Source organism: Corynebacterium sp. p3-SID1056 (assembly GCF_025152525.1).
GTDB lineage: Bacteria > Actinomycetota > Actinomycetes > Mycobacteriales > Mycobacteriaceae > Corynebacterium.
In genome coordinates this window covers 64,736-90,112 of sequence record NZ_JALXXL010000008.1, presented here as the reverse complement: position 1 = coordinate 90,112, position 25,377 = coordinate 64,736, and the positions used below count along the sequence as shown (strand labels likewise).

Below are 25,377 nucleotides of genomic sequence, written 5' to 3'. Positions count from 1 at the left end.
CCCCAGCATGCCACGAAACACAGGCGCGTGCCTTAGAATCGTCACATCTACCACCCGCTACTTTTACGTCTTTCAACCGAAGGGAGCCCCGTGAAGTTTCGCCGCCTCCGCACTGCCTCACTCGCCGTGCTGACCACCGCCCTGATCGCCCCGTTTGCGCCCGCCGCGCAGGCGGCGACGCCCGCGCTTGCCGCCCCTGGCGGCGCCTTCCGCGTCTTCGCGGAAAACCCGCCGAAGCACCTGCCCGCGGGCAAGGGCGTCAACATCGCCATCCCCCCGGAAGCCTCCGCTGCCTCCTGCTCCCAGGGCCCCAATGGCACGATCCGCGGCAAGCGAGTCATGCTCACCGCCGGGCACTGCCTGCAGGAAGAGAAGGGCAGCCCGAAGATGGGCAACGAAGTCACCGTGCCCGTCAACCGCCAGTACCTACCCATTGGCACGCGCGGGAAGGTGCACAAGCCCACCGACTACGAAAACACCGTCTGGCCGCACGAATTCTTCTGGGACACCATCAATACCGATGACTGGGGCATCGTGCAGCTTCACGACGGCGTGCCGGCCACCAGCCTGTCCCAGTCCAAGGATGCGCAGGGCCGCGCCCACGGCGCACCGGTGCAGCTGCGCAGCATTCGTGATCGCTCCACCCTGCCGCACAACACGTTCAGCACCGATAATTTCGGCGAGCCGATCTGCAAGGACGGGGCGACCACCGGCCGCAGCTGCGGCACCCAGATCGGGCGCAGCCGCAACGGCGTCTACAGCTGGGGTCTGAACTACGACTTCGGCGATTCCGGCGGCATCAACTACGACCCTTCCGATGGGGCCGTCGTGGGCGTCACCTCCATGGGTCTCGGCCCACTGGGCAAGGCGCAGCCCGCCGACCGCATCATCGAGACGGCCTACGGCGTGCCCGACGGCAAGGTCAACGAGGAATTCAAACTCGAGGACTCGACTGCTCCGCACACCAACTTCACCCCGCTCGACACCGAGCAAAAGCAGATCACCGACACGGTCCGGCAGAACAACCCGGACCTGCCCATCTACACGCCTGAGGAGGCCTGGAACAAGGCGATCGAGACCGCCCAGGCCGACGCCGCCGTTGTGGCGGACCGCGCCGGAAAGGTCGACTCAGTCGAGAGCGCGCAAAAGCTGGCGGACACCGCGGCGTTTGCGGCCAACCACCACGCCGCCCAGCTCACCGCCACCGGCGTGAACTACGCGCTCAGCAACGTCGCGGGCATGAGCAGCTCGCACTAGCGCGCTGCTCAGCCGCCGATAGCGCGCCGCTCGCCCGCGCCCGGCGCGAAGTCGGCGATCGTCCGCTCGTACACGTCCACCAGCGTCTTCGCGCTTTCCTGCCAGCTGAAGGTGGCGGCGTGGGCAACGGCGGCTTCGCCCATGGCGATGCGCTGCGTGTCGTCGAGAAGCAGGGTCCCGAGCGCTGCTGCCCACGCGTTCGGCGCATGGCCGTCGACAAGCAGGCCGGTGGTGCCCTCCGCGACGGCAAGCGGGAGACCGCCCACGCGCGCCGCAACGACGGGGGTGCCCGTGGCCTGCGCTTCGACCGCGACCAGGCCGAAGGACTCGTTGTAGCTCGGCACCGCAACGACATCCGCGGCCTGGTAGACGGCCACCAGCTCCTCCGGCGGCCGCGGGCCAAGGAAGCGCACGAGGTGTGCGATCCCCTCCTCGCGCGCCAGCTCCGCGTAGCGCTCGACGCTCGCGCCGCTTCCCGACGCCCCGCCGCAGATCATCGCCCGCAGCGGTAACCCCGGGTGCTCGCGGTGCAGTTGCCCGAGCGCGCGGATGAGCACCTGCGGGCCCTTGAAGTCCTGAAGTCGGCCCACAAACGCCACGACCTTTGCGTGCAGCGGGATGCCCAGCTGGCGGCGCGCGAGCTCCGTATTGCGGTTCGTCCCCGGGGTGTATAGCTCCGTGTCTGCGCCTGGGGTGACCACGCTGATCTTGCACGGGTCGACGTCGTAGTGGCGCGCCAGCTCGTCGATTTCGTCCTTGGTGTTGACGACGAGGGTCTCGGCATTATCCACCAGTTGCTGCTCGCAGATGCGCCGGGCCTCGCCCTCCATCGCGCCGCTCGACGCGGCGTTTTTCACGGCGGCCCAGGTGTGGCCGGTGTGCACGAGCGGGATCCCGGCGAGGTCCGCGAGCAGCCAGCCGACCTGCCCGGAGAGCCAATAGTGCGAGTGGATCACGTCGTAGTGCAGGTCGTGGGCCCGGGTGTACTGCACCACCCCGCCGGCAAACGCGGCGAGCTGGGTGGGCAGCTCCTCTTTGTCCAGCCCTTCGTAGGGGCCGGCCACGATGTTGATCACCCGAAAGCCCTCGCACACCTCAACCACCTCGCCCTGGCTCGGGCGGGTGGCGCGCGTGTACACGTCGACCTGCACGCCCACCCGTGCCAGCCCCTTGGCCACGTTGAAGGTGTAGACGTTCATCCCGCCGGCGTCGCCTACGCCCGGCTGCTCCAGCGGCGAGGTGTGCATTGAAATCATTGCGACGCGTAATGAGCCCATAAGGCTCAAGCGTAGTTAGTGGGCGGCGTGCTTGTGCCACGCGCCGAAGTCGCTGGCCATATCCGCCGCGAGGTACTGGTAGGCGCGCTTCGTCGGGGAGGCGAGACGGTCGAGGTCGACCACCGCACCTTCGGCGAGGTGCCGGTCGTACGGGATGGTGTGCACCGCCCGAGCGCGCGAGGCAAAGTGCGCGGCAAGTTTTGCCGTATCGACGGTGGGCTTGCCCGGCGCGGCTGCGGAAATGACCACCGTGGCGTTGGCGGCGAGCTGGTCGTAGCCGTGGAGGTTGAGCCAATCCAGGGTGGCGGAGGCGGATTGCGCCCCGTCGAGCGCCGGCGAGGTGACAAGGACGAGCGCGTTGGCCAAGTCGAGCACGCCAGCCATGGCGGAGTGCATCAGGCCGGTGCCGCAGTCGGTAAGGATGACGTTGTAGTGGTGCTGCAAGATGTCGATAGAGCGGCGGTAATCCAGCTCCGAAAAGGCCTCGGAGACCGCCGGGTCGCGTTCGGAGCCAATGACCTCGAGCCGGGAGGTGGCCTGGTTGGTAAAGGCGCGCACCTGCGGGTAGCGCGAAGTGTCCGGCGCGGCGAGCAGATCGCGGATGGTCGCCGGGCTCATCGCGGCGGCGCGCTGGGCGAGCGTGCCCAGGTCCGGGTTGGCGTCGATGGCGATGACCCGATCGCCGCGGGTTTCTGCGAACACGCCGCCGAGCGCCACGGTGGTCGTCGTCTTGCCCACCCCGCCTTTGAGGCTCATCACGGCAATGCGGTAGTCGCCGCGCAGCGGGGCGCGGATCGCCGCGATGAGCCGCTCGTGTTCAAGCTCTTTGCGCGATCCTCCCGGGTTGATCCTGCCCCGGCTGGCGGTGTGGACGAGCTTGCGCCAACCGTGCTTGGGCGGTGCCTTGACTGGGTCGACCAAGTTGGACTGGTCGAGCGCAGGTGGCGGAGCAAGCTCCACAGAGTCTTCGACGTGTTCGGTGTACGTGGTCATGAAAAATTCCCCCCAAAAAATCCCCTCAATCAATGCCGGCCACCGAGCCTATGCCAGGACTGTGAGCGACGCAACATTAACGAATAATTTTCCCGCGAACCACCCGAAGCTACAGTTGCGTAGGTTATACTCGCACCCTGTTAGTTGCCGACAACTAAGGAGTTACTTCGTATGGGAGCGCACGAGACCGCTGCACACCGACCATGGATCCAGCAGTACGCGACGTGGACCGACCCCCACCCCAAGATCGGGAGCGACACGCTCGTCGACATGTTCAACCGGGTCGTGGCCACCACCCCGAAGCGCCCCGCCACCTGGTTTATGGGCAAGACGCTCACCTACGACGAGCTCAACACCAAGGTCTCGCGCCTTGCCGCGCAGCTGCACGGCTATGGGGTGCGCGCCGGCGACCGCGTTGCAGTCGCCCTGCCAAACTGCCCGCAACACATCATCGCCGTCACCGCCATTCTCCGCCTCGGCGCGATCGTGGTCGAGCACAACCCGCTCTACACCGCCTACGAGCTGCGTAGTCAGTTTGCAGACCACAGAGCAAAGGTCGCCATCGTCTTTGATAAACAGGCCGCCACCTTCACCACGCTGACCGAGCAGACGCCGCTGGAAACGGTCATCGCCGTCAACATGATCGAGGAGATGCCGTGGACCACCAAGGCGGTGCTCTCTGTACCGATCGGGCCGATCAAATCCAAGCGCGAGCAGCTCACCGGGCCCGCGCCCGGCACGATCGGCTTTGCCGGCCTGCTCCACGCGCCCCAAAGACCTGCGCCAACGCCGCAGGTGGAGCCCGAAGATACCGCGCTGATGATCTACACCTCCGGCACCACCGGCGAACCGAAGGGCGTGCCGCTGACCCACCGGAACATCGTCTCCGTACTCACCGCCGGCATCTCCTGGTTGGAGGACTGGGGCGCGGTGGAAGAAAAGGTGCTCGGCGTCCTGCCGCTGTTCCACATCTACGGGTTTGCGCTCAACTACGGCCTGCCGCTGACCTTCGGCGCCCAAATGGTGCTCGTACCCGCGCCGAAGCCAGAGCTCTACCAGCCCGCGATTACCAAGACTCGCCCCACCGTCCTGCCCGGGGTACCCACGCTCTACGACCGCATCATCGACTGGGCCGTGGAGTCGGGCGCGGACCTTTCCTCCATCCACACCTCCATCTCCGGGGCAGCCACCCTGCCGGCGCCCACCATCGAGCGCTGGGAGCAGGCCACCGGCGGGCGACTGATCGAGGGCTACGGGCTCACCGAGACCTCCCCCATCCTGGCCGGCAACCCGCTCGATGGCACCCGCCGTCCCGGCTACATCGGCCTGCCCTTCCCCAACACCGAGATCCGCATTGCCAACCCGGACAACCCCGCCGAGACCATGCCAGCTGGGGAGCCGGGCGAACTGCTTGCCCGCGGCCCGCAGGTCTTCGCCGGCTACCTCAACAAGCCGGAGGCCACGGAGCGCGCCTTCCACGAGGACTGGTTCCGCACCGGCGACATGGCGGTGATGGAGGCGGACGGGTGGATCAAGTTGGTCGCCCGCATCAAGGAAATCATCATCACCGGCGGCTTCAACGTCTACCCGGACGAGGTAGAGCAGGTCATGCGCCAGCATCCGGACATCACCGACATCGCGGTTGTCGGCCGCCCGCGCGCCGACGGCTCGGAGGACGTGGTGGCGTGCGTGACCTTGCGCGACGGTGCCGCGCTCGACCCGGAAGGGATGAAGGACTTCGCCCGCGAGCGCCTCACCCGCTACAAGGTGCCGCGCACCTTCTACCACTTCGAAGAGCTCAACCGGGATCAAACGGGCAAGGTGCGCCGCCGCGAGGTGCAAGACACACTCATGCAGATGCTTCGCGACGACGCGTAGCCGGTGCCAGCCGACATCCGGCCTCAAAAGCTACGGGAGCGTAAGGTGTGTGGCATGTCTTCAACTGCGCAACCCGCTCACCCTGGCGCCGCACACGATCCGAACCGCGACACACCCTGGCTGCAGTACTACCCGGAGTGGACCGCCCACCACCTGGAGTACGGCACTACCACCCTGCCGGAGATGTACCAGCGGAACCTGGAGAAAAACGCCCACAAGCCGGCGGCGACCTTCTTCGGCCGCACGCTCACCTTCGCCGAGCTGGACCGCGACGTCCGCCGCGCCGCCGCGGGCCTCAAAGCCTTCGGCGTGCGCGAGGGCGACCGCGTGGCCATCATGCTGCCGAACTGCCCACAGCACATCGTCGCCTTCTACGCAGTCCAACTGCTCGGCGGCGTCGTGGTGGAACACAACCCGCTCTACACCGCCAACGAGCTGCGCCCGCAGTTCGCCGATCACGGTGCCCGCATCGCCATCGTGTGGGATAAAACCGCGGACACCCTGGAGAAGCTACGTGCGGATACTGCGCTGGAAACGGTGGTCAGTGTGGACATGACCCGGGCGATGCCGCGGTTGCAGCGCCTCGCCCTGCGCATCCCGATCCCCCGGATCCGCGACGCGCGCGCCCAGCTGACCGGGCCTTGCACCAACACGGTTCCCTTTGAAGCGCTCACCGGCTCCGCCATCGGGGGCGAGGGCACGGACCTGGAAATTCCGGAGACGCTTACCCCAGATTCGCCCGCCGTGGTGCTCTACACCTCCGGCACGACCGGCGCGCCGAAGGGGGCGGTGCTCACCCACGCCAACTTGCACGCCAATCCCCTGCAGGGCCGCGCCTGGGTCAAGGAGCTGCAGGAGCCTGGCCAGCGCATGCTGGCCACGCTGCCCTTCTTCCACGCCTACGGGCTGACCTTCTCCCTCACGCTGATGATGCTGGTGGGCAGCGAACTCGTCCTGCTCCCGGCCCCGAAGATGGACCTGATCATGCGCGCGCTGAAGAAGCGCCCGCCGAGCTTCATCCCGGGCGTACCCACCGTGTTCGAGCGCATTGTGAAAGCCGCGCGCGAGCAGAACGTCGACATGTCCAATGTGAAGATCGGCTTCTCCGGTGCCTCCTCCCTGCCTGCCGAGGTCATTGAGGAGTGGGAGGCCATTACCAGCGGCCACCTGGTGGAGGGCTACGGGCTGACCGAGACCTCGCCGATCATCGTGGGCAACCCGCGCACGGCGGATCGCCGCCCCGGCTACATCGGCATCCCCTTCCCGGATACCCAGATCCGTATCGCCAACGAAAAGAACCTCGACGAGGACATGCCCTACGGCGAGGAGGGCGAAATCCTGGCGAAGGGCCCCCAGGTCTTCGGCGGCTACCTCAACAACCCGGAGGCGACCGAGCGCGCCTTCCACAACGGCTGGTTCCGCACCGGCGACATGGGCGTGATGGAGGAAGACGGCTTTATCAAGCTGGTCTCTCGCATCAAGGAGCTCATCATCACCGGCGGGTTTAACGTCTACCCCGCCGAGGTGGAGGAAGTCATGCGCAAGCACCGCGACGTGGTCGACGTCGCCGTGGTGGGCCGCCCCCGCGAGGACGGCTCGGAAGACGTCGTCGCCTGCGTCGTGCTGCGCGACGGTGCCGCGCTCGACCCGGAGGGCTTAAAGGAGCACGCGCGCGAGAACCTCACCCGCTACAAGGTCCCGCGCACCTTCTACCACTTCGAGGAGCTCGCGCGCGATCAGATGGGCAAGATTCGCCGCCGCGAGGTCCGCGACGACCTGCTGCGGATGCTGGGCTAAAGGCCCACCCACACAGGCTCGGGCACGAGTACGACGCCGAAGCGCTTCTCGACGCCACGCTGCACCCGCCGCGCCAAGTCCACGATGTCGTCCGCGGTCGCCTGTCCGCGGTTGGTCAGGGCGAGCGTGTGCTTCGTCGACAAGCGCGCCGGCGCGTCCTCGCCGGGGAAGCCGCGCGGGAACCCGGCGCGCTCGATGAGCCAGGCCGCCGACAGCTTCTCCTTGCCGTCTGGCTGCGCAAAGCGCGGCATGCCCTCCTCCCCGACCTCGCGCTCGATCGCGTCCGCGGTTGCCGAGTCCACGACGGGGTTGGTGAAAAAGGAGCCGGCCGACCACGTGTCGTGGTCCTGCGGGTCCAACACCATCCCCTTCTTCTTGCGCGTGGCCAGCACAGAAGCGCGCGCCTCGGCCAGTGGGACGCGTGCGCCGCCAAGGTGGCGCAGCGGCGCCGACAGCTCCCGGCGCTCCAGCTCGATTTCGAGCTCGAGCACCACCGCGCGGTGCGTGAACTTCAGGTTGGAGTAGCGATACGCCAAGTCCAGGGAGCTGGCGGGCACCCACTCGTCGGTCTTCGACTCGCGGTTGTACAGCCGCACGCGCGTGAGCACCTCGGCAATCTCCGCGCCGTACGCGCCGACGTTTTGCACCGGGGTCGCGCCCGCGGAACCCGGGATGCCGGAGAGCGCCTCGATGCCGCCCAGGCCGTGCTCGACCGCGTAGGCCACGACGTCGTCCCACACGGTGCCAGCGCCGATGCGCAGGGTGGCGTGGGAGGGGGACGAGGTGGCGTCGAGAAGCGAAATGCCCGCGTTTTCCGCGACAACCGCGACGATGTCCAACTGCCCCTCGGCCACGAGCAGGTTCGAGCCGCCGCCCACCACAAGCAGCGGGGTGCCTGCCGCATCGAGGCGGGCGACGGTTGCGGCGAGCTCCTCGGCGCTTGCACAACGAATCAGGTCAGCGGGGGTACCGCCGACGCGGAGCGTGGTCAGGGAGGCAAAAGATGAATCAGACACCCCACCAACGGTAGTCTGTTGGTCATGACTGCACGTAGTGAAACCACCGTAACCATCAACCAGCCGGCCGAGAAGGTCGCCGAGGCCTACGCTACCCAGGCGTACTGGGAATTCATCGCGGAGAAGCTCTCCCCGGAGCCGGGCCAGCTGCACGAGTTCACCGGTGAGACCGCCACCCTGTTTGAGGTGCTGCCGAAGTCCATCCTGCCCGAGGCCGCGCAGGCTATGATCAGCCAGGATCTCAAGCTCAAGCGCGTGGTCAACATCGGCAAGCTGGACGGCAACACCGCCAACCACACCTTCACCGGTGACGTGAAGGGCACCCCGGTCGACTTCTCCGGCGAGATCACCATGACCGGCGAGGGCGAGACCACCACCCTGGCCTACGACAACGAGGCAAAGGTGGACATCCCCTTCATGGGTGCCGCGCTCGAGCCGAAGGTGGCCGAAGCGCTCGAGGAGATCGTGGAAAACGAAGCGAAGCTCACCGAGCAGTGGATTGCGGAGAACCTGTAAATCTCCCCGCACCACCACAACCTCAAGGCGCAGGCCGGTCCCGGTAAGCCGTACGGGGTCATCACCCGCGGCACTACCGGGTATAACCGCCTGCGCCGTTGCGATCGCTGGGCCTTCTACAACCCCGCGATCCGTTCCCTTCTGCGTAGCGCACCGTCCCCGCTCGCGCTCGACGTGGGCTACGGCGCCTCGCACACCACCACCGTCGAGTGGGCCCGGTGGCTGCGCCGCATCAACGTATCCACCGAGGTCGTGGGGCTAGAAATCCACCCGGATAGGGTGCTGCCGCCGCGCGACGGCGTGCGCTTCGAGCTCGGCGGCTTCGAGCTCGCCGGCTACCGCCCCCACCTCGTGCGCGCCTTCAACGTGCTCCGCCAATACGACGTCGCGGAAGTCGACGCGGCCTGGCGCACCGTCTGCGAGCGCCTCGCACCCGGCGGCATGTTCATCGAGGGCACCTGCGACGAGATCGGCCGCCGCGCCACCTGGGTGCTTCTCGACGCCTCCGGCCCGCGCTCACTCACCCTCGCCTGGGACCCCTTCGACGTGGCCACCCCCGGCGACGTCGCCGAGCGCCTGCCCAAGGTGCTCATTCACCGCAATGTGCCGGGCGAGCGCATCCACGCCCTGCTTGCCGACGCCGACGCCGCCTACGCCCACGCAGCCGCATTCGAGCCCTACGGGCCCCGGGTCCGCTGGCGCGAGGCCCGCAAGGAACTCATCGCCTTAGGGTGGCCCATCCAACCTGTGCGCCGGCCGCTGCGCGACAACGTGCTCACAGTGAAGTGGGCGGCGGTGGACCCTGCCGTACACTAGGCCGCATGAAAACTGCGTGGAAAGTCATCGTCGGCATCCTTGCCGTGCTGCTCGTCCTGCTGCTTATCGCCGAGGGCGGGATCCGCATGTTCATGGCCAACCAGATCACCTCCGAATACGAGGCGGGCGCGGCGTCTACGGCTGAGTCCGGTGAGGGTGCCGAACCTGCTGATCCTAAGGTCTCCTTTGGCCCGCAGCCGGTGCTCTTCGGGCTAGCGTCGGGCACGCTGCCGCACATCGATATCGAAACGCCCTCGACCCTTGTGGTCAACGGCGACGAGGTCACAGGCGAGCCCGCCTCGCACGTGCAGATGGACAACATGCGCTACGGTGACGGCGAGCCGATCGCGGACTCGTTGCGCCTGGATACCGAGCTGACCAACGACCTGATCCGCGCCATGCTCAACCAGCAACTGCGCGAGCAGATGGGCGAGGATTCCTTCCTCAGCGGCATCATCAACGTCTCCGAGGTCAACACGGACCCTGAGGCTGGCACCATCCACATCGCCTTCAGCGGCGGTGCGGCCAGCCTAGACCTCAAGCCGATCACCGAAGGCGGGCACATGCGCTTCGAGGCCACCGGCACCCAACTCTTCGGCTTCGACCTGCCGGATGAGGCAGCCGGCGCGCTCAGCGACGCCATGAACAAGGGCATGGAGGGCCAAAGCACCGGCCAGATGCGCATCGAGGAATTCACCGTCATCCCCGGCGGGGTGCGCGTGACGATGGCTGGCGAAAACGTGAACTTCAACGAGCTGCAGCAGATGCAGGGCCAAAACTTCGCCAGCTAGGCGCAAGCGGCAAACACGTAGGCCGCCCCCGCCTCCAGCCACGCGATCGCGGCCTGATCGCCCGGCTCGGCACCGAAGACGCAGATGTCCAAGGAGGTCTCCGGCAGCGGCGCTGTCGCGGGCAGCGCGAGACACGACGCGCCAAGTGTTTCCGCCACCCGAACCACAGCCGGCTCCGGCGCCGCGGGGCAAACGATCCCCACCTCTACCTCGAGTGACTGGTGCACCGCGATGGCGTCTGCGAGCATCGCCTCTTCCGTCGCGTCGGGGTCCAAAGCCAGCCACAGCGCATCCGCGCCCGACTCTGCGGCAAGGCGCGCCTCCGCCGCCTTAATCACACTGTGGTGCCGTCCCGTGGGCCAGCCAACCACCGCGATCACAGGTAGCCCGGCGCGTACCGCCTGAGGGATTTGGGTCGGCTCGACGACCACCCCGGCCGCGCCCGGATCATCCGGTACATGGAAAGGCCCGCCGGCGACACAGGTGCCGCGGCGGGTAGCCAGCCACTCCAAGTCATCCATGCGCGGGTCAAACCCTAGTAGCCGTAGTTGCCGTTGAGGATGCCGTCGATCTGCGGCTTGACGTCAAACCAGTAGATGCCGATCGCCACGGCACCAAACCACATCACAAAGGGGAAGCTCAGCAGGCAAACCAGGCCAGACAGGCCCAGGATCGCGCACCATGCGCCCTTCGACTGCCGGTCTGCGGCCTCGAATGCATCGGGGCGGGTTGTGGCGGCAAAATAGAGGCCGACGAAACCGGCGATTCCCACCAGGAGGAAAAGCGCGGCGCTACACAAATTCGGAATCGACGCGATCAACCCGACCGTGCTCATGTCAAAGGGAATGGGCATGGATTACTTTCCGTCCTCGGCAACGATTTCGCCTTCGATAATATCCGGCGTCTCTTCCTTGCCACCAAACTGTTCCTGCACGCGCCCGAACAGCTCCTCCAGGCGCTGGCGGACGTCCTCGAGCACGCCGTCGGTGTCCTTCGCGCGCAGCTCCTCGATCTTGGTGTTAAAGGTCCCGCGCGCCTCGTCCAGCGTGCTGCGAAGGGTGCGCTTGAGCTCATCGGAGAACTCCAGGTCGCGCTGCTGGAACGCCTGGAACTGCTTCTCGGCCTCGGCGACAAAGCTGGAGGCTGCGGCGCGCACCTCGCCCTCATTGGAGGCGTGATCGAGGCGCTCGCGCGCACTCGCGGTGGCCGCCTTCAGCTTGCCCGGCAGATCCCCGGCGTACTTGTCCGCCTGCTTGCTCAGCAGCGAGCCGAGCGAGGAGCCTGCGGCAAGCAGGGCCTGTCCGGCGTCGCGCAGATTTGCGCGCAGCCCATCGGCGGCGGTGTTCTCTTCGTGTGCGGCGTGCTTACCCTGCGGGGTGTGATCAGTCATGGTCCATCCTTTGTCAGAAAAAGAGCAGTTGAGACACAGTGTAAATAACCAGACCGGCGAGCGCACCCACGATCGTGCCGTTAAGACGGATAAACTGCAGATCCTTGCCCACCATCAGCTCAATCTTGTCGGAGGCCTCGCGCCCATCCCAGCGCTGGATCGTCTCCGCGATGATGCCCACGATCTGATCGGCGCCGTTGTCCGCGGCGTAGTGCACCGCCTTCTCCAGCTTCGCTTCGGCCGCCGTGCGCACCTGCTCGTCGTGCGCCAGCTTCTCGCCCCACTCCTGCGCCGTACTCGCGACCTTGCGGCGCAGCAGGCTGTCTTCGTCCTCGGCGTTGGCAATGAGCGCTTCCGAGAGCTGTGCCCAGATGTTGCCGACGGCGGACGTCACCGCATGCGAGCCCATCACATCGGTTTTTAGCGCCTCGACGCGGGCGATCATCTCGCCGTCGAACTGGAGGTCTTGGGCGAACTGAGTGAGCTGGCGGCGGATCGCGCGGCGCGCCTCGTGGTTCGGGTCATGGTCCACTTCTGCCATGAACTTCACCAGCTCGGTGTAGACCTTCTCCCCGACTAAGTCTTTGGCAAACTTGGGCGCCCAGCGGGGCATGCGCTCGTCGATAAGCGTGATGATGCTCTGCTCCATCCCGCCCAGTTTGGTGCGAGACCAGGCGATGATGTCGTCGACGATGGGCTCGGCCTTGCCGTCCGCGATGAAGCCGTCGAGCGCGCGGCCGAGCGGCGGGCCCCACGTCGGCTCGGCGAGGCGGTCGATCAGCTGTGCGTTGATCAGTGCCTCCGCATCTGCGGGGTCGATGCCGCGGACCAGGCGCACGGCGAAAACACCTGCCTCTTCGCTCACGCGCTGCGCGTTCGCTGGCTCCGAGAGCCACACGCCGACGCGCTCTGGGAGCTTAGCCTCCATCACTTTTTGCGTAATGGTCCGGGCGTTGAGGAAGTTTTCGCTGACGAACTCGCTGAGCGCGTCGGCAACTTGGTCTTTCTTATTGGGGATGATGGCCGTGTGCGGAATCGGAATCCCCATGGGGAAGCGAAACAGCGCCGTCACGGCAAACCAGTCGGCGAGGCCGCCGACCATGCCGGCTTCGGCGGCGGCGCGCACGTAGCCGACCCAGCCGGGGGCTGTGCCGGTGGACTGCCACCACGAGCACGACAGGAAAATCACGGCCATCAGCCCGAGCAGGCTGGTGACAAAAATCTTGTGGTTTCTTAGAGTCCGCCGCCGCGCCGCCTCGTTCGCGGGCGCGGGCATGAGCGCGTGCTGAGCCATACCCCGATTATGGCAGGGCGGTTGCCGGGCTAGAAGGGCGGGCTGCACACGCAAAACTCCCCGCCGGAAAACTTCCACGTTCTCTGGCGGGGAGTGCGTATACGGCGCAGTGGCTAGTTCACGCGGCCGGTTGCCTTGCGGTAGGACTTGTAGTCCTTCCGGCCTAGGCCCAGCAGCAACGCGGCACCGCCCAGCGTGACGGCCATCTCGACCAGGCCGAGGATCAGCAGGAGCTGACCGTAGTCACCTTCCTGGGCACCGAGGCCGTACAACATTGCGGCGCCGCCCCACACGGCGATGCCGAAACCGTACAGGGAACCCAGGATGAGCGCCATCGCGATCCACGTGAAGTACTTGTTCAGCGAAGAATGCGGCGCGGAGAGGGAAACCGGGTCGTAGCCCTCGATGTACGTGTCCTGAATTGCCGGTGCATAGTCCGGGAAGGATTCGCTCCTGATGTCTGCAACAGCGTGCTCGGAAGCCATGATGACTCTTTTCTCTAGTCCTGCGTCAAATACTGGATCAATACTGTCGTTATTATACGACGGCCTAGTCGTCGCCACCGCGGAAGGCCGCGCGTGCGCGCTCGGCGTTGATCGCGCCGACCGCGTCCAGCGGGATGCCCGCCGGGCACACGTCTGCACACTCGCCGTAGAGCGAGCAGTGGCCAAAGTTGGTCTCCAGCTCGTCGACCATCTTGCGCGCACGACGGCCGCGCTCCTGCTTGCCCAGCGGCAGCAGCTTGAGGTGCTTAAGCTTCGCGCCGGTGAACAGGTGCGCAGCACCGTTCGGGCAGGCAGCCACGCAGGCGCCGCAGCCGATGCAGGCAGCGTAGTCCAGCGCGGTCTCCGAGTCGTGGTGGTTCACAGCCAGCGTATCCGCGTCCGGAGCGGTACCAGCGTTGATGGAGACGTAGCCGCCCTGCTGCATTACGCGGTCCAGCGCGGAGCGATCCACGGTGAGGTCCTTGATCACCGGGAACGCGCCGGAGCGGAAGGGCTCGATCTTCAGCGTGTCGCCGTCGTTGTAGTTGTACAAGCGCTGCAGGCAGGCAGTGATGTTCGTGTCGGCGCCATGCGGGCGGCCGTTCACGCTCAGGCCACAGGTGCCACAGATGCCCTCGCGGCAGTCAGAAGCGAAGACGAAGGGTTCCTTGCCTTCCTCGACCAGGTTGTTGTTCACGTGGTCGAGGAGCTCCAGGATGGACATCTGCTCGACGGCGTCATCTACCTGCACCGTCTCAAAGTGCCCGTCAGTGTCGGGTCCGGCCTGACGCCAGATCTCAAGTGTCAGTTTCATTACTTGTAGTTCCTTGTCATCAGCGGGATCGAATCAAAGTACAGGGGTTCTGCGTGGCGGATGAACTCGCCCTCGCCAGCCGGCTCCCACGCGGAGACGAAGCACCAGTTCTCGTCGTCACGCTCAGCCTCGCCGTCCTCGGAGAGGTGGTCCATGCGGTAGTGCGCACCACAGGACTCGTCGCGGTCAAGCGCGTCGATGCACATGAGCTCGCCCAGGTTGATGTAGTCAGCCAGGCGGAGCGCAGCCTCGAGGGTCTGGTTCATCTCGTCTGCGGAGCCAGGGATCGAGATGTTGGCGCGGAAGTCCTCGCGCAGGGCGCGGATCTTCTCGATGCCTTCCTGCAGGCCTTCGACGGTGCGGGCCACGCCGCAGTGTGCGTAGAGAATCTCGCCGAGCTGCGTGTGGAAGTACTCCGGGCCGTGCGGGTCGTTGCCCTTGACGTTCATGATCTGCTCGATCGTGTCCTTGGCACGGGTGACAGCCTCGGTCACCTCCGGCGCGTCCTCTGCCAGCACTTCCTCGCCGAGGTGGTTGGCCAGGTAGTTCGGCACGGTGAACGGCAGGGTGAACCAGCCGTCGACGGAAGCCGAGAGCAGCGAGTTCGCGCCCAGGCGGTTTGCGCCGTGGTACGTCCAGGAGCACTCACCGGCGGCGAAGAGGCCGTCGATGGAGGTCATCTCGTTAAAGTCGGTCCACAGGCCGCCCATGGTGAAGTGGACGGTCGGGGCGATACGCATCGGCGCCTTGTACGGGTCCTCACCGGTGGAGTCCTCGTACATCTCGAACAGGTTGGAGTAACGCTCGCGGATCGTGTCCTCGCCGAGGCGCTCGATCGCGTCGGCGAAGTCCAGGTACGCGGAGTTGTGCAGCGGGCCCACGCCGTAGCCGGCGTTGAGCTGCTGGGAGATGGCGCGCGATGCCACGTCACGCGGCACCAGGTTGCCGAACGCCGGGTAGCGGCGCTCGAGGAAGTAGTCGCGCTCCTCCTCCGGGATGTCGTTCGGGTTACGGTCGTCGCCCTTTTCCTTCGGGGTCCAAATGCGACCGTCGTTACGCAGGGACTCCGACATCAGCGTCGTCTTCGCCTGCCACTTCGCGTTCACCGGCAGACCGGTCGGGTGGAACTGGATGAAGGCCGGGGATGCGAGGTACGCACCGCGCTCGTAGGCGCGCATCATGGCGGAAGAGTTGGAGTTCTTCGCCAGGGTGGTCTTGTGGTAGACGTTGCCGTACCCGCCGGTCGCCAGGATGACAGCGTGGCCGGTAAACGGCACGATCTCACCGGTGATCAGGTTGCGGGTGACAATGCCGCGGCAGCGCTTCTTGCCGTCTTCCTCCGTGATGACCAGGTCCATCAGGTCGTTGTGGGTGAAGATCTCCACGTTGCCCAGGTGGATCTGGCGCTGCAGCGCCGATGCGGTGGACAGCTGCAGCTGCTGGCCCGTTTGGCCACGGGTGTAGTAGGTACGAGACACCTGCACGCCGCCGAAGGAGCGGGTGGCCAGGGTGCCGCCGTACTCACGGGCAAACGGCGCGCCGATGGCGTTCATGTGGTCGATCACGCGGACCGACTCGATGGCCAGGCGCCAGCAGTCGGACTCGCGACAACGGTAGTCGCCGCCCTTCACGGTGTCCTTGGTGTGACGGTACGCACCGTCGTTATCCACCTTCTTACCGCGGGCGGAGTTGACGCCGCCCTGTGCGGCGATGGAGTGCGCGCGGCGCGGAGCGTCGTGGTACGTAAACGACTTGACGTTGTAGCCCAGCTCGCCGAGCGCTGCGGCGGCGGCGCCGCCGGACAGGCCGGTGCCCACCACAAGCACGGTGAACTTGCGGCGGTTCAGCGGGGAGACCAGGTTCATGTGGTCCTTCTGGTAGGCCCACATGTCCTTCATCCGAACCTCGTCGCGGTTCGGCTCGTTGGACTCGAGGATGTGCCCCGGGGTCACACCGGGTGCGACGGACTCCGGCTGGCGGAAGCCTTGCGCGGTGCCCTGGCCAGCGGTAGCGGTGGCAGCGGTGTCGGCTTCGCCGCTCTGTGCGCCCTGGTTGGCGTTAAATGCGGTAGTCATAGTTGTAATTCTCCTCTATCAGCCGTTACCGGGAAAAGCCTGGGACCCAGCCGAGCATGATGGCGATCGGCATCACGACGTTGCCGATGACCACGATGAACGGAAGGACGTATGCCAGCAGCACCATCAGGCCGCGACCGCGCTCACCCAGCCAACCGAGGTCGGACACAGCGAGGTAGATGCCGTGGGTCAGGTGCAGCAGCAGGCACAGGTTGGCCACTACGTAGAACAGGGTCACGAACCAGCGCTCAGGCGCGAAGGTGGCGAGCAGGTTGTTGCGCACCTCGCCGGCCATGAACTGGTCAGAGGCAACGACCTGGCCGACGGTGAGGTCCAGCAGGTGGAACACCACGAAAAGCAGCAGGATGATGCCGGTGATCAGCATCCAGCGGGTGGCGGTGGACTGCCAGCCGCCCATCAGGCCCGTGCGCTTGAACTTGCCGCGGGACTTCGCAGAGCGCGCCTTCAGCGCAAATGCGCCCCAGACGTGCAGCACCAGGCAGGCAAGCAGCACGATGCGGACGATCCAGAGGAAGCCCTCCGGCGGGAACAGCGGTTCGCCGATCTCGCGCAGGAAGCGGCCGTACGCGTCAATCGGCGCCTCCCCGTTTGCATCGAGCGGCATAAAGATCTTCAGGTTGCCCACCATGTGGCCAAGCACGAAAAGACCAAAGATGAGGCCAGTGATGGCCATGGTCAGCTTCAAAGCCCACGTTGGGTAGGACGGCCGCTCGCGCAGCGGCTTTTCAGTGATTTTTCCGTGACGAATTGCTTCACGGTCTGCGTTTTGTACAGTCATGGCACCTCCAGTGTCGCTACTACTGTAGGCAACCTTTGGCCTCGTCACCTACTTTGTTGCCCGCTTCTTCCCCTCAGCCACCCCCTCCCACCTCGCGCAATGGGCATATCTTTTGCGGATCGCTCCGTACTCCCAGCAGATTTCAACCTTGCCAGGTTCCCCCATGCCACTTTGTGACATTGCACACCTTGCACGGACAATGTTGAAAGCGCCCCTCACTTCACCCCTTAATGTGTCAACCTTTGGTTGGTAAGTTCACCCTAAGAGTCAACCTGAGGTTGAGCTATCGCTTAACGACGCCCACGTGTCCTTTTCCGGGACATGAAAACCGCCCCGGCAAAACCGGGGCGGGTTGCAGACACGTTCGTTGTCTTACAGGTTGATCATGTGGCCTTCGATGCCGTGCGCGATCTCCTTGAGCACCTCAGACAGGGTCGGGTGGATGTGGATGTTGCGCGCGATCTCACCGGCGGTGAGGTCGAAACGCTGCGCCAGGGTGATCTCCGGCAGCAGCTCGGAGACGTGCGGGCCCACGAGGTGCGCACCGAGGATCTCGCCGAACTCGGCGTCCGCGACGAGCTTGCCAAAGCCAGCGGTCTCAGCCAAGCCCACTGCCTTGCCGTTTGCGGTGAACGGGAAGGTCGCGACCTTAATATCGCGGTCCGGCCACTTCTCCTTCGCCTGCTCCTCGGTGTAGCCCATGGAGGCGACCTGCGGGTTACAGAAGGTTGCGCGCGGGGTCATCATGTAGTCCTCGATCTCGAGGGTCTCCGCCCCGGCAATGACCTCCGCGGCGATGATGCCCTGCGCCTCGGCCACGTGCGCTAGCTGCAGCTTGGCGGTGACATCGCCGATTGCGTAGATATGGTCAACGTTGGTGCGCATCCGCTCATCAATCGCGATGGCACCGCGCTCGGTGAGCTCGACGCCCGTGTTCTCCAGGCCGTAGCCCTCGGTGCGCGGGGCGAAGCCGACGGAGATCATCACGCGATCCACGGTCAGCGTCTCGGTCTTATCCGTGTCGTTCTTCTTAATGTCCACCTCAACGGAGTCGCCGTTGTCACGCACCGCGGTGGTGGCGTGGCCGGTCAGCAGCTTCACGCCCAGCTTCTTGTACTTCTTGGCGATCTCCTTGGACACGTCCTTATCCTCGTTCGGCAGAACGCGGTCCATGTACTCCACAACCGTGACGTCCACGCCATAGTTGGACAGCACGTAGGCGAACTCCATGCCGATGGCACCGGCACCGACGATGACCATCTTCTCCGGGGCTTCCGGGTTGAGGATCTGCTCTTCGTAGGACACCACGTTCTCGGACAGCTCGATGCCCGGGAGGGTGCGCACGACGGAGCCGGTAGCGATAATACAATCGTCGAAGGTCACGACCTTGCCCTTATCGTCGCCGTCGGTGATCTCCAGCGTGTTCGCATCGGTGAAAGAACCAAGACCGTTGATCTCGGTGATCTTGTTCTTCTTCATCAAGTAGTGCACGCCGCCGACGATCTTCTTGGAAACCTGGCGGGAGCGCTTGTGGGCGTCCGTGTAATCGAACTCCACGTCACCCTTGATGCCGAAGGTCTTGGCATCGTGGTTGAAAATTTCAGCAACCTCGGCGTTCTTAATCAACGCCTTGGAGGGGATGCACCCCACATTGAGGCAGACACCTCCCCAGTACTGCTTCTCTACAACTGCAACCTTTTTACCCAGCTGCGCTGCACGGATGGCGGCAACGTAGCCACCGGGGCCCGCGCCGAGGACAACAACGTCAAAATGTTCTTTACTCACGCCCATCAGGATACGTGGATTCACGCACTTTGGGTACGCTTCCCCCGGATTTGCGTGTGCGCCCCGAACGGCCGCGCGCTCCGCCCTTGGGTAACGCTTCAGCGATCTGGCACTATATACGTTAACGATCCCCACTCTTGATTCAGGAAAGCGAGCCCACCTGTGAAAATGACGCGTCCGGCTATCGCTGCTGCCGCCGCCCTTACTCTCGCTGCGACTGCGATTCCCACCGCCGCCCACTTCACCGCCTCGAGCACGCCTGAAACGGACACTGCCCGCATCGCCGCGGCGCAGTCCACCACGCAGGCGACCGTGCCGGAGACCTCCACCCCCACCAGCGCTGCAGAGACAGCCGCGGCCGACGCGCCGTCGGAAAGCGCTGAGCCAAACGTCGAGCCGAGCGCTGAGCCGGCTGACTCCGTGGTCACCACGACCGAGGTCGTTGACGAGGTCGTTGAGGTTGCAGCACCCGTCGACGCCGACATGCCCGAGGGCGAGGATATCGGCGCGTCCAAGCCCACCGGCGAGGAAGGTGACCTGGGCGAGGTCGTAGATCGGGCGCTGGCTGGCCCAGAGACCGACCCGGAGAAGCTGGCCAACATGCCGGAGGAGACGGACAGTACCGCCGGCACCGTCAAGCCCCTGACGCGCTCGCTGCCTTCTACCGACGGCGGGGAGCAGACGTGGATTCAGAAGGTCAAGCAGTTCCCGGGCGGCGAGGCGCTCGAGGTCTACTCGCCGTCGATGGAGCGCGACATCCCGGTCGCAGTCATCCGCGCGACGGATGCCCAGAGGCAGCCGATCGACAACGCGCCCACGTACTACCTGCTCAACGGCGCGGGTGGCTCGGAGCAGAACACGGACTGGCTGGCGCAGGCCGCCGGCACGATCTACAAGACGTTGGGCGAAGAGCCGGTCAACGTGGTCATCCCGATGGAGGGCGCGTTCTCCTACTACGTGGATTGGCTCACCGTGCCCGAAAAGGGCCGCTACCTCAACGGCAAGCAGATGTGGTCGACATTCTTGGCCAAGGAACTGCCGCAGTCGATCGAGCCGTACATGAACGCGAACGACAAGCGCGCCGTGTCCGGCTTCTCTATGTCGGCGACCTCGTCGCTGCTGCTCGCCGAACATAACCCGGGGTTCTACGACGCGGTCGGATCCTTCTCCGGCTGCGCCGCCACCTCTACCCCGCTGCCCTCCTTCTTCGTGGGCCTGACGGTCAACCGCGCCGGCGGGAACGTCACCCCGGATCAGCTGTGGGGCCCGATGGGCTCGGAGTACAACCGCTACAACGACGCACTGGTGATGGCGGAGCACCTGCGGGGCACCAAGCTCTACATTTCCTCCGGCACCGGTCTGACCAGCGAGACCGACATGATCGGCTACTTGAAGAACCAGCGCGGGCTGAACTCGAGCCAAGCTTTTGCGAACCACATGACGCTGCTGGTGGAAGGCGGCGCGATCGAGGGCGCAATGAATGCCTGCACGCACGACCTGCGCGCCAAGCTTGACGCCAAGGGCATCCCCGCCCACTACAACTTCCGCGCCACCGGCACCCACTCCTGGCCGTCCTGGCTGGAGGACATGCGCGAGTCCTGGAAGACCGTGATCCGTCCGGCGCTCCTCCCGGACGCCTAACACACGGCCTGACAAAGTAAAGCGCCCTGGCTGCAACTGATGAGCTGCGGCCAGGGCGCTTTCTGCGCCACGAAGGGGCTAGAACATGCCCATCCCGTACGCGATGGTGGAAGACATCGACGAGCCGACGTGGATGAGCTCACCGAGCACGGTGTTGATCTGGACCTGGAGTGCTTCCAAACCGTTCATTATTGGGGCCTCTTTCTCTTTTTGGGGCAGGTGCCAGTGGGACTTGCAGTGGACTGCAAGGCACACATCTCTATGTTCGCGTTTGCTGGCACAAATATTACAAACTGTGTGCCCGATTGTCGCACACGCAAACCCCAATTGTCCCACGGGTAACGTATGATGAACTTCCGTCACGGCCGCGCGGAGCAGTACTTACCCGACTCACCCGCGTCCCCCGAGCATAAATGTAAGGAAAACCTGGACCGATGAAGATCAAGCGCATAGTCGCCGCTGTCGCCTCGACGCTGGCACTGACCTGCGGCGTGGTCGCCGAAGCCGACGCCGCCACCGTCACCGCAGGCCAGGTTGCCGGCGACAGCCCCGTTGGCGTCGTCAAGCCGTGGGATGCGCGCAGCAACCCACCGCTGGCGCTGAACCTGAATAAGCCGCAGTCCTGGACCACCCAGGTCGACCACCGCAACGTCTTGTCCTACAAGGTGTACTCGCCATCGATGCGCCGCGACATCCCCGTCGCCGTGGTCCCCGCCACCAATCCGGCGGGCCAGCGCGTCGCAAACGCTCCGATCATCTACCTGCTCAACGGCGCCGGCGGCGCGGAGCAGGACCAGGACTGGCTGAAGTCCTTCGAGGTCCGCGAGTTCTTCGCCGGCAAGGGCGTCAACGTGGTCATCCCGCAGGCAGGCGCGTTTTCCTACTACACGGACTGGGTAGATCCCAACCCCCAGGGCCGCTACCTCAAGGGTCCGCAGAAGTGGGAAACCTTCCTGACCAAGGAGCTGCCCGGCCCGATCGAGCGCACGCTCAACGCGGATAACCGCCGCGCCATCGTCGGCTTCTCCATGTCCGGCACCACCTCCCTGGTGCTGCCGGAGCACCGCCCCGGCTTTTACGACGCGGCTGCCTCCTTCTCCGGGTGCGCCTCGACCTCTTCGCCGCACGGTTACAACTACGGCCGCGTCACCGTCAACCGCGCCTCGCACGTGCCGAACTTCCAGCAGATCACCCCGGAGCAGATGTGGGGCCCGATGGGCGGGCCGAAGAACCGCTGGAACGACGCGCTGCTCAACGCGGAGCGCCTGCGCGGCACGAAGCTCTACATCTCCACCTCCACCGGTCTGGCAGGGCGTCAGGACCAGGTCAGCTACCTGGTTGGCGAAGCTGGCGTGCCGGAGGTCGCCGCCGGTATCGCAGCGACCACCCTGCAGGTGGAAGGCGGCGCGATCGAAGCCGCGATCAACCAGTGCTCGCACGACCTGCGCGCCAAACTGGAGGGCTTGAACATCCCGGCCCACTACGAGTTCCGCAACGCCGGGACGCACTCGTGGGGCTACTGGCGCCAGGACATCAAGAAGGCCTGGTACACCACGATCGCCCCGGCTTTTGGGATGTAAATGCGCTCGATTGATCCGCACCTCTTAGACGACATCACCGGCGCGAAAGCCCTGGAATGGGCCACGCAGTGGTCGCGCGCGACCGAAGACGCACTCGACAGCCCAGACACGGCCGAGCTGCGGGCTCGCCTGCGCGACGCCTTAGACACCAACGACCGCATCCCCTACGTGGTGCGCCGCGGCGAGTACCTCTACAACTTCTGGCGCGACGCGGACAACCCGCGCGGGGTCTGGCGCCGCACCTCCCTGGACGAGTACCTGTCGCCCACGCCGCGGTGGGAGGTACTGGTGAGCGTCGATACGCTCGCCCAGGCCGAGGGCGAGGACTGGGTGTGGAAGGGCGCGACCGTCCTGCCGCTTACGCACGACCGCGCGCTGCTGAGGCTTTCGCGCGGCGGGGCCGACGCCGTGGTTATCCGTGAGTTCGACCTGGCACGGCGCAGCTTCGTCGACGGGGGCTTTTCCCTGCCCGAGGCGAAGACGGATGTGAGCTGGGTCGACCGCGACACGCTTTTGGTGGGCACCGACCTGGGCGAGAACTCGCTCACCCAGTCGGGCTACCCCGCGCAAGTGCGGCGCTGGCACCGCGGCACCCCACTTGACCAGGCCGAGGAGATCTTCCGCGGCGAGCCGACCGACGTCGCCGTCGGCGCGCACTTCGACCCCACCCCGGGGTTCGAGCGCACCGTATGCACCCGCGCCCTGGACTTTTACACCTCGCGGACCTGGGTCGACGGCGTCGAGCTCGACCTGCCGACCGACTGCACCGCGGTGACGTACAAGCAGTGGCTGTTCATCCTGCCGCGCACGGACTACCAAGCCGGCCCCCAGACGATCCCGGCCGGGGCGCTCGCGGTGATCGAGCTCGACGCTTTCCTCGACGGCGCGCGCGAGTTCACGCTGCTCGTCAGTGACGCCGCGGTCGAGGACCTCTCGCTGACCGCCACCGGCGTCTACGTCACCACGCTGGAAAACGTCGCCACGCGCATCTACCGCTTCGCCCTCGGCACGTGGGAGCGCACCGAGGTAGCGCTGCCCGAGGCGGCGACCGCGTCGATTGTGGCGACCAGCCCGCTCGACGGTGATGAGGTGTGGCTCAACGTCGCCAGCTTCACCACGCCGAGCACGCTTATGCTTCTCGACGCCACGCTCACCGAAGCCAAGCACGCCCCGGCCCTGTTCGACACGGAAGGGCTGACCACCCGTCAGCACTGGGCCACCTCGGCGGACGGGACCAAGATCCCCTACTACATCACCGGCGACTTCTCGCTTGGTGCGCGGCCCACGCTGGTGGGCGGCTACGGCGGCTTCGAGGTCTCACTCACGCCGGGCTTTTCCAACCTGCGCGGGCTGGCCTGGCTGTCCAAGGGCTACTTCTACGTCCAGCCCAACCTGCGCGGCGGCGGCGAGTTCGGCCCGCACTGGCACTCGCAGGCGGTTAAGGAGCACCGCCACAAGGTGTGGGAGGACCACCGCGCCGTACTCGAGGACCTGGTGGCTCGCGGCTACGCAACACCTGCGCAGATCGGGATCCGGGGCGGTTCCAACGGCGGGCTGCTCACCTCCGGGGCGCTCACGCAGTACCCGCAGTGCTTCGGCGCGGCCGTGGTGCAGGTGCCGCTGACGGACATGCTGCGCTACCACACCCTTTCCGCGGGCGCGTCCTGGATGGCCGAGTACGGCGACCCGGACGATGACGCGCAGCGCGCCTTCATCGAGACCTGGTCACCACTGCAGAACGTGGCGAGTACGCCCGCCTACCCGCCGGCGCTGGTGACCACCTCGACCCGCGACGATAGGGTCCACCCCGCACACGCGCGCACTTTCGCGCTCGCGCTGTGGGAGGCCGGCCAGCCGGTGGACTACTTTGAAAACACCGCGGGCGGCCACGCCGGCGCGGCCGATAACGAGCAGGTCGCGCGCGTGGAGGCCATGATCTACGCCTGGCTCGAGGAAAAGATCGGCGATACTGCCGCGGAGTCTTCCAAGTGAGGAACCTGACGCTGGCGACGATCTTCGCCGCGATCAGCGGCTTCGTCGTCCTGTGGGTCGCCGCCCGCGCCCTCGACGCGGAGACCGGCTACCGCTACTTCGCCGCCTTCTGGAGCGTGTTTTTCGCGGGCACCGGGCTTATCGACGGCATCACGCACGAGACCACCCGCGCAGTCGCCTCCGCCCGCGAGACGAAGAAGCTGGGCGCGGCGAACCCCTGGCGCATCGGCGCACGCCTCGCCGCGATCGTGCTGGTCGTCGTCGCGCTCGGCGGGGTGCTGCTTATGGGGTTGGTCGTGCCGCAGTCCCCCGGTACCGCCACCGCGCTCATGACGATCGGGCTGGCCAGCTACGCCTTCCAAGCGGTGCTGGCGGGTATCCTCTCCGGGTTGCAGTCGTGGGACCGCTACGCAGGCCTGTTCGCCCTGGACTCCGGCGTGCGCCTGGTGCTGGCCGTGGCGGCCTGGGCTGCCGGCTGGGGAGTCACCGTCTTCCTCGTCATCACCGTCATCGGCGCCGCGAGCTGGCTCGTCCTCCTGCGCCGCGAGTACCTGCACGTGCCGGTGGATGTCAACCGCGGGATGTTCGTACGCCGCATGCTCAGCGCGATGGTGGCCTCCGGGGCCTCGGCCGTGCTGATCACCGGTTTCCCGGCCGTGATCAACGCCGCCTTCCCGGCCGCGCCGGTCGCCGCGCTGATCAACGCGGTGATCCTCACCCGCGCGCCGGTGCTCGTGCCGCTGCAGCGCTTCCAGTCCGCGCTGGTGGTGCGCTTCGTCGAGCACCGCGACCGCATCTATTCAGCGCTGGCCATGCCGATCGCCGCGGTACTCGCGCTCGGCGCGGTCGGGTTCATGGCCGCCTGGGCCCTCGGCCCGCTGATTTTGCGGCTGCTCTTTTCCCCGGAGTACGCCATGGGCGGGCTTACCCTCGGCGTGCTCACCTTCGCGTCCGCGTGGATGGGCGCGCTGATGATCACCGGGGTGGCCGTGCTCGCCCTGGAGCGCCACGGCTGGTACGTGGCGGGCTGGCTCACCGCAACGGTCGTTGCCTTCGGCATCGTGTTTGGTGCACCTGCGGCTGCGGGCGGCCACGTGGCGTCGGTAAGCACAGCCCTCTTCTTGGGCCCGGCCGCGGGTGCGCTGGTGCACATCGCGGGCCTGCGCCGGGCGGTAAGGTAG

General features: G+C 66.0%; 22 protein-coding genes. 10 read left to right on the top strand and 12 right to left on the bottom strand.

Annotation, left to right across the window (positions count from 1 at the left end; all coding sequences use genetic code 11):
* The first annotated feature begins 90 nt into the window (after nucleotides 1-90).
* A complete protein-coding gene (locus tag M3G14_RS08455; protein WP_259926096.1) occupies nucleotides 91-1,257 on the top strand; it encodes a S1 family peptidase in 1,167 nt (388 codons plus the stop codon).
* Between the two features lie 8 nt (nucleotides 1,258-1,265).
* Here M3G14_RS08455 and mshA read toward each other — a convergent pair whose 3' ends face one another.
* Nucleotides 1,266-2,513: a D-inositol-3-phosphate glycosyltransferase gene (mshA, locus tag M3G14_RS08450; protein ID WP_259926095.1), complete on the bottom strand. Its 1,248-nt coding sequence runs from the start codon at nucleotides 2,511-2,513 to the stop codon at nucleotides 1,266-1,268.
* Nucleotides 2,514-2,549: 36 nt separating this feature from the next.
* Nucleotides 2,550-3,527: a MinD/ParA family protein gene (locus tag M3G14_RS08445; RefSeq protein ID WP_259926094.1), complete on the bottom strand. Its 978-nt coding sequence runs from the start codon at nucleotides 3,525-3,527 to the stop codon at nucleotides 2,550-2,552.
* Nucleotides 3,528-3,698: 171 nt separating this feature from the next.
* On the opposite strand from M3G14_RS08445, the gene M3G14_RS08440 reads away from it, so the two are divergent.
* Together M3G14_RS08440 and M3G14_RS08435 are read left to right on the top strand one after the other, a co-directional pair.
* On the top strand, nucleotides 3,699-5,405 hold the full coding sequence (locus tag M3G14_RS08440; RefSeq protein WP_259926093.1) for a long-chain-fatty-acid--CoA ligase: 1,707 nt from the start codon (nucleotides 3,699-3,701) through the stop codon (nucleotides 5,403-5,405).
* A 54-nt stretch (nucleotides 5,406-5,459) separates the two neighbouring features.
* Nucleotides 5,460-7,202 carry a long-chain-fatty-acid--CoA ligase gene (locus tag M3G14_RS08435; RefSeq protein WP_259926092.1) on the top strand — a complete coding sequence of 581 codons (1,743 nt, stop codon included), beginning with the start codon at nucleotides 5,460-5,462 and terminating at the stop codon, nucleotides 7,200-7,202.
* On the opposite strand, the gene M3G14_RS08430 is transcribed toward M3G14_RS08435, so the two are convergent.
* Entirely contained in the window at nucleotides 7,199-8,281 is a 1,083-nt protein-coding gene (locus M3G14_RS08430) for a UDP-N-acetylmuramate dehydrogenase (protein ID WP_259926138.1), read from the bottom strand. The genes M3G14_RS08435 and M3G14_RS08430 overlap by 4 nt on opposite strands.
* On the opposite strand from M3G14_RS08430, the gene M3G14_RS08425 reads away from it, so the two are divergent.
* Genes M3G14_RS08425 through M3G14_RS08415 form a run of 3 tightly spaced genes read left to right on the top strand, consistent with a single transcriptional unit; the run spans nucleotide 8,243 to nucleotide 10,341 of the window.
* Nucleotides 8,243-8,734, top strand: coding sequence for a DUF2505 domain-containing protein (locus M3G14_RS08425; protein ID WP_259926091.1), 492 nt, complete (start codon nucleotides 8,243-8,245; stop codon nucleotides 8,732-8,734). The genes M3G14_RS08430 and M3G14_RS08425 overlap by 39 nt on opposite strands.
* Nucleotides 8,735-9,550, top strand: a complete 816-nt coding sequence (locus tag M3G14_RS08420; RefSeq protein WP_259926137.1) for a class I SAM-dependent methyltransferase — start codon at nucleotides 8,735-8,737, stop codon at nucleotides 9,548-9,550.
* Nucleotides 9,551-9,555: 5 nt separating this feature from the next.
* Complete coding sequence (locus M3G14_RS08415) at nucleotides 9,556-10,341, top strand: DUF2993 domain-containing protein (protein ID WP_259926090.1); 786 nt, start codon at nucleotides 9,556-9,558, stop codon at nucleotides 10,339-10,341.
* Here the strand turns inward: M3G14_RS08415 and M3G14_RS08410 are convergent.
* The 9 genes from M3G14_RS08410 to lpdA all read right to left on the bottom strand — a co-directional run bounded on the left by M3G14_RS08410 (nucleotide 10,338) and on the right by lpdA (nucleotide 18,989).
* Complete coding sequence (locus tag M3G14_RS08410; protein ID WP_259926089.1) at nucleotides 10,338-10,862, bottom strand: hypothetical protein; 525 nt, start codon at nucleotides 10,860-10,862, stop codon at nucleotides 10,338-10,340. The genes M3G14_RS08415 and M3G14_RS08410 overlap by 4 nt on opposite strands.
* A 14-nt stretch (nucleotides 10,863-10,876) precedes the next feature.
* Complete coding sequence (locus M3G14_RS08405) at nucleotides 10,877-11,176, bottom strand: DUF2516 family protein (protein WP_396122223.1); 300 nt, start codon at nucleotides 11,174-11,176, stop codon at nucleotides 10,877-10,879.
* A 21-nt stretch (nucleotides 11,177-11,197) separates the two neighbouring features.
* The gene (locus M3G14_RS08400) at nucleotides 11,198-11,731 is read right to left on the bottom strand and encodes a CGLAU_01105 family protein (protein ID WP_259926087.1); all 534 of its coding nucleotides are present in this window, start codon (nucleotides 11,729-11,731) and stop codon (nucleotides 11,198-11,200) included.
* A 13-nt stretch (nucleotides 11,732-11,744) separates the two neighbouring features.
* Nucleotides 11,745-13,025: a DUF445 domain-containing protein gene (locus M3G14_RS08395; RefSeq protein ID WP_259926086.1), complete on the bottom strand. Its 1,281-nt coding sequence runs from the start codon at nucleotides 13,023-13,025 to the stop codon at nucleotides 11,745-11,747.
* A gap of 113 nt (nucleotides 13,026-13,138) precedes the next feature.
* Complete coding sequence (locus M3G14_RS08390; protein WP_259926085.1) at nucleotides 13,139-13,510, bottom strand: hypothetical protein; 372 nt, start codon at nucleotides 13,508-13,510, stop codon at nucleotides 13,139-13,141.
* A 64-nt stretch (nucleotides 13,511-13,574) separates the two neighbouring features.
* The gene (locus M3G14_RS08385) at nucleotides 13,575-14,324 is read right to left on the bottom strand and encodes a succinate dehydrogenase/fumarate reductase iron-sulfur subunit (protein ID WP_259926084.1); all 750 of its coding nucleotides are present in this window, start codon (nucleotides 14,322-14,324) and stop codon (nucleotides 13,575-13,577) included.
* Nucleotides 14,324-16,399 carry a fumarate reductase/succinate dehydrogenase flavoprotein subunit gene (locus tag M3G14_RS08380; protein ID WP_259926082.1) on the bottom strand — a complete coding sequence of 692 codons (2,076 nt, stop codon included), beginning with the start codon at nucleotides 16,397-16,399 and terminating at the stop codon, nucleotides 14,324-14,326. Before M3G14_RS08380 ends, M3G14_RS08385 begins: the two co-directional genes overlap by 1 nt.
* A gap of 25 nt (nucleotides 16,400-16,424) precedes the next feature.
* Nucleotides 16,425-17,198 carry a succinate dehydrogenase cytochrome b subunit gene (locus tag M3G14_RS08375; RefSeq protein ID WP_259926081.1) on the bottom strand — a complete coding sequence of 258 codons (774 nt, stop codon included), beginning with the start codon at nucleotides 17,196-17,198 and terminating at the stop codon, nucleotides 16,425-16,427.
* 372 nt (nucleotides 17,199-17,570) lie between these two features.
* Nucleotides 17,571-18,989, bottom strand: a complete 1,419-nt coding sequence (lpdA, locus tag M3G14_RS08370) for a dihydrolipoyl dehydrogenase (RefSeq protein WP_259926136.1) — start codon at nucleotides 18,987-18,989, stop codon at nucleotides 17,571-17,573.
* Nucleotides 18,990-19,151: 162 nt separating this feature from the next.
* On the opposite strand from lpdA, the gene M3G14_RS08365 reads away from it, so the two are divergent.
* From M3G14_RS08365 to M3G14_RS08350, 4 genes are all read left to right on the top strand, one after another.
* Nucleotides 19,152-20,624: an alpha/beta hydrolase family protein gene (locus tag M3G14_RS08365; RefSeq protein WP_259926080.1), complete on the top strand. Its 1,473-nt coding sequence runs from the start codon at nucleotides 19,152-19,154 to the stop codon at nucleotides 20,622-20,624.
* A 434-nt stretch (nucleotides 20,625-21,058) separates the two neighbouring features.
* Complete coding sequence (locus tag M3G14_RS08360) at nucleotides 21,059-22,204, top strand: alpha/beta hydrolase family protein (protein ID WP_259926079.1); 1,146 nt, start codon at nucleotides 21,059-21,061, stop codon at nucleotides 22,202-22,204.
* Entirely contained in the window at nucleotides 22,205-24,196 is a 1,992-nt protein-coding gene (locus M3G14_RS08355; RefSeq protein ID WP_259926078.1) for a prolyl oligopeptidase family protein, read from the top strand.
* Nucleotides 24,193-25,377 (top strand): hypothetical protein, encoded by a 1,185-nt coding sequence (locus tag M3G14_RS08350; RefSeq protein ID WP_259926077.1) that lies wholly within the window; start codon nucleotides 24,193-24,195, stop codon nucleotides 25,375-25,377. Before M3G14_RS08355 ends, M3G14_RS08350 begins: the two co-directional genes overlap by 4 nt.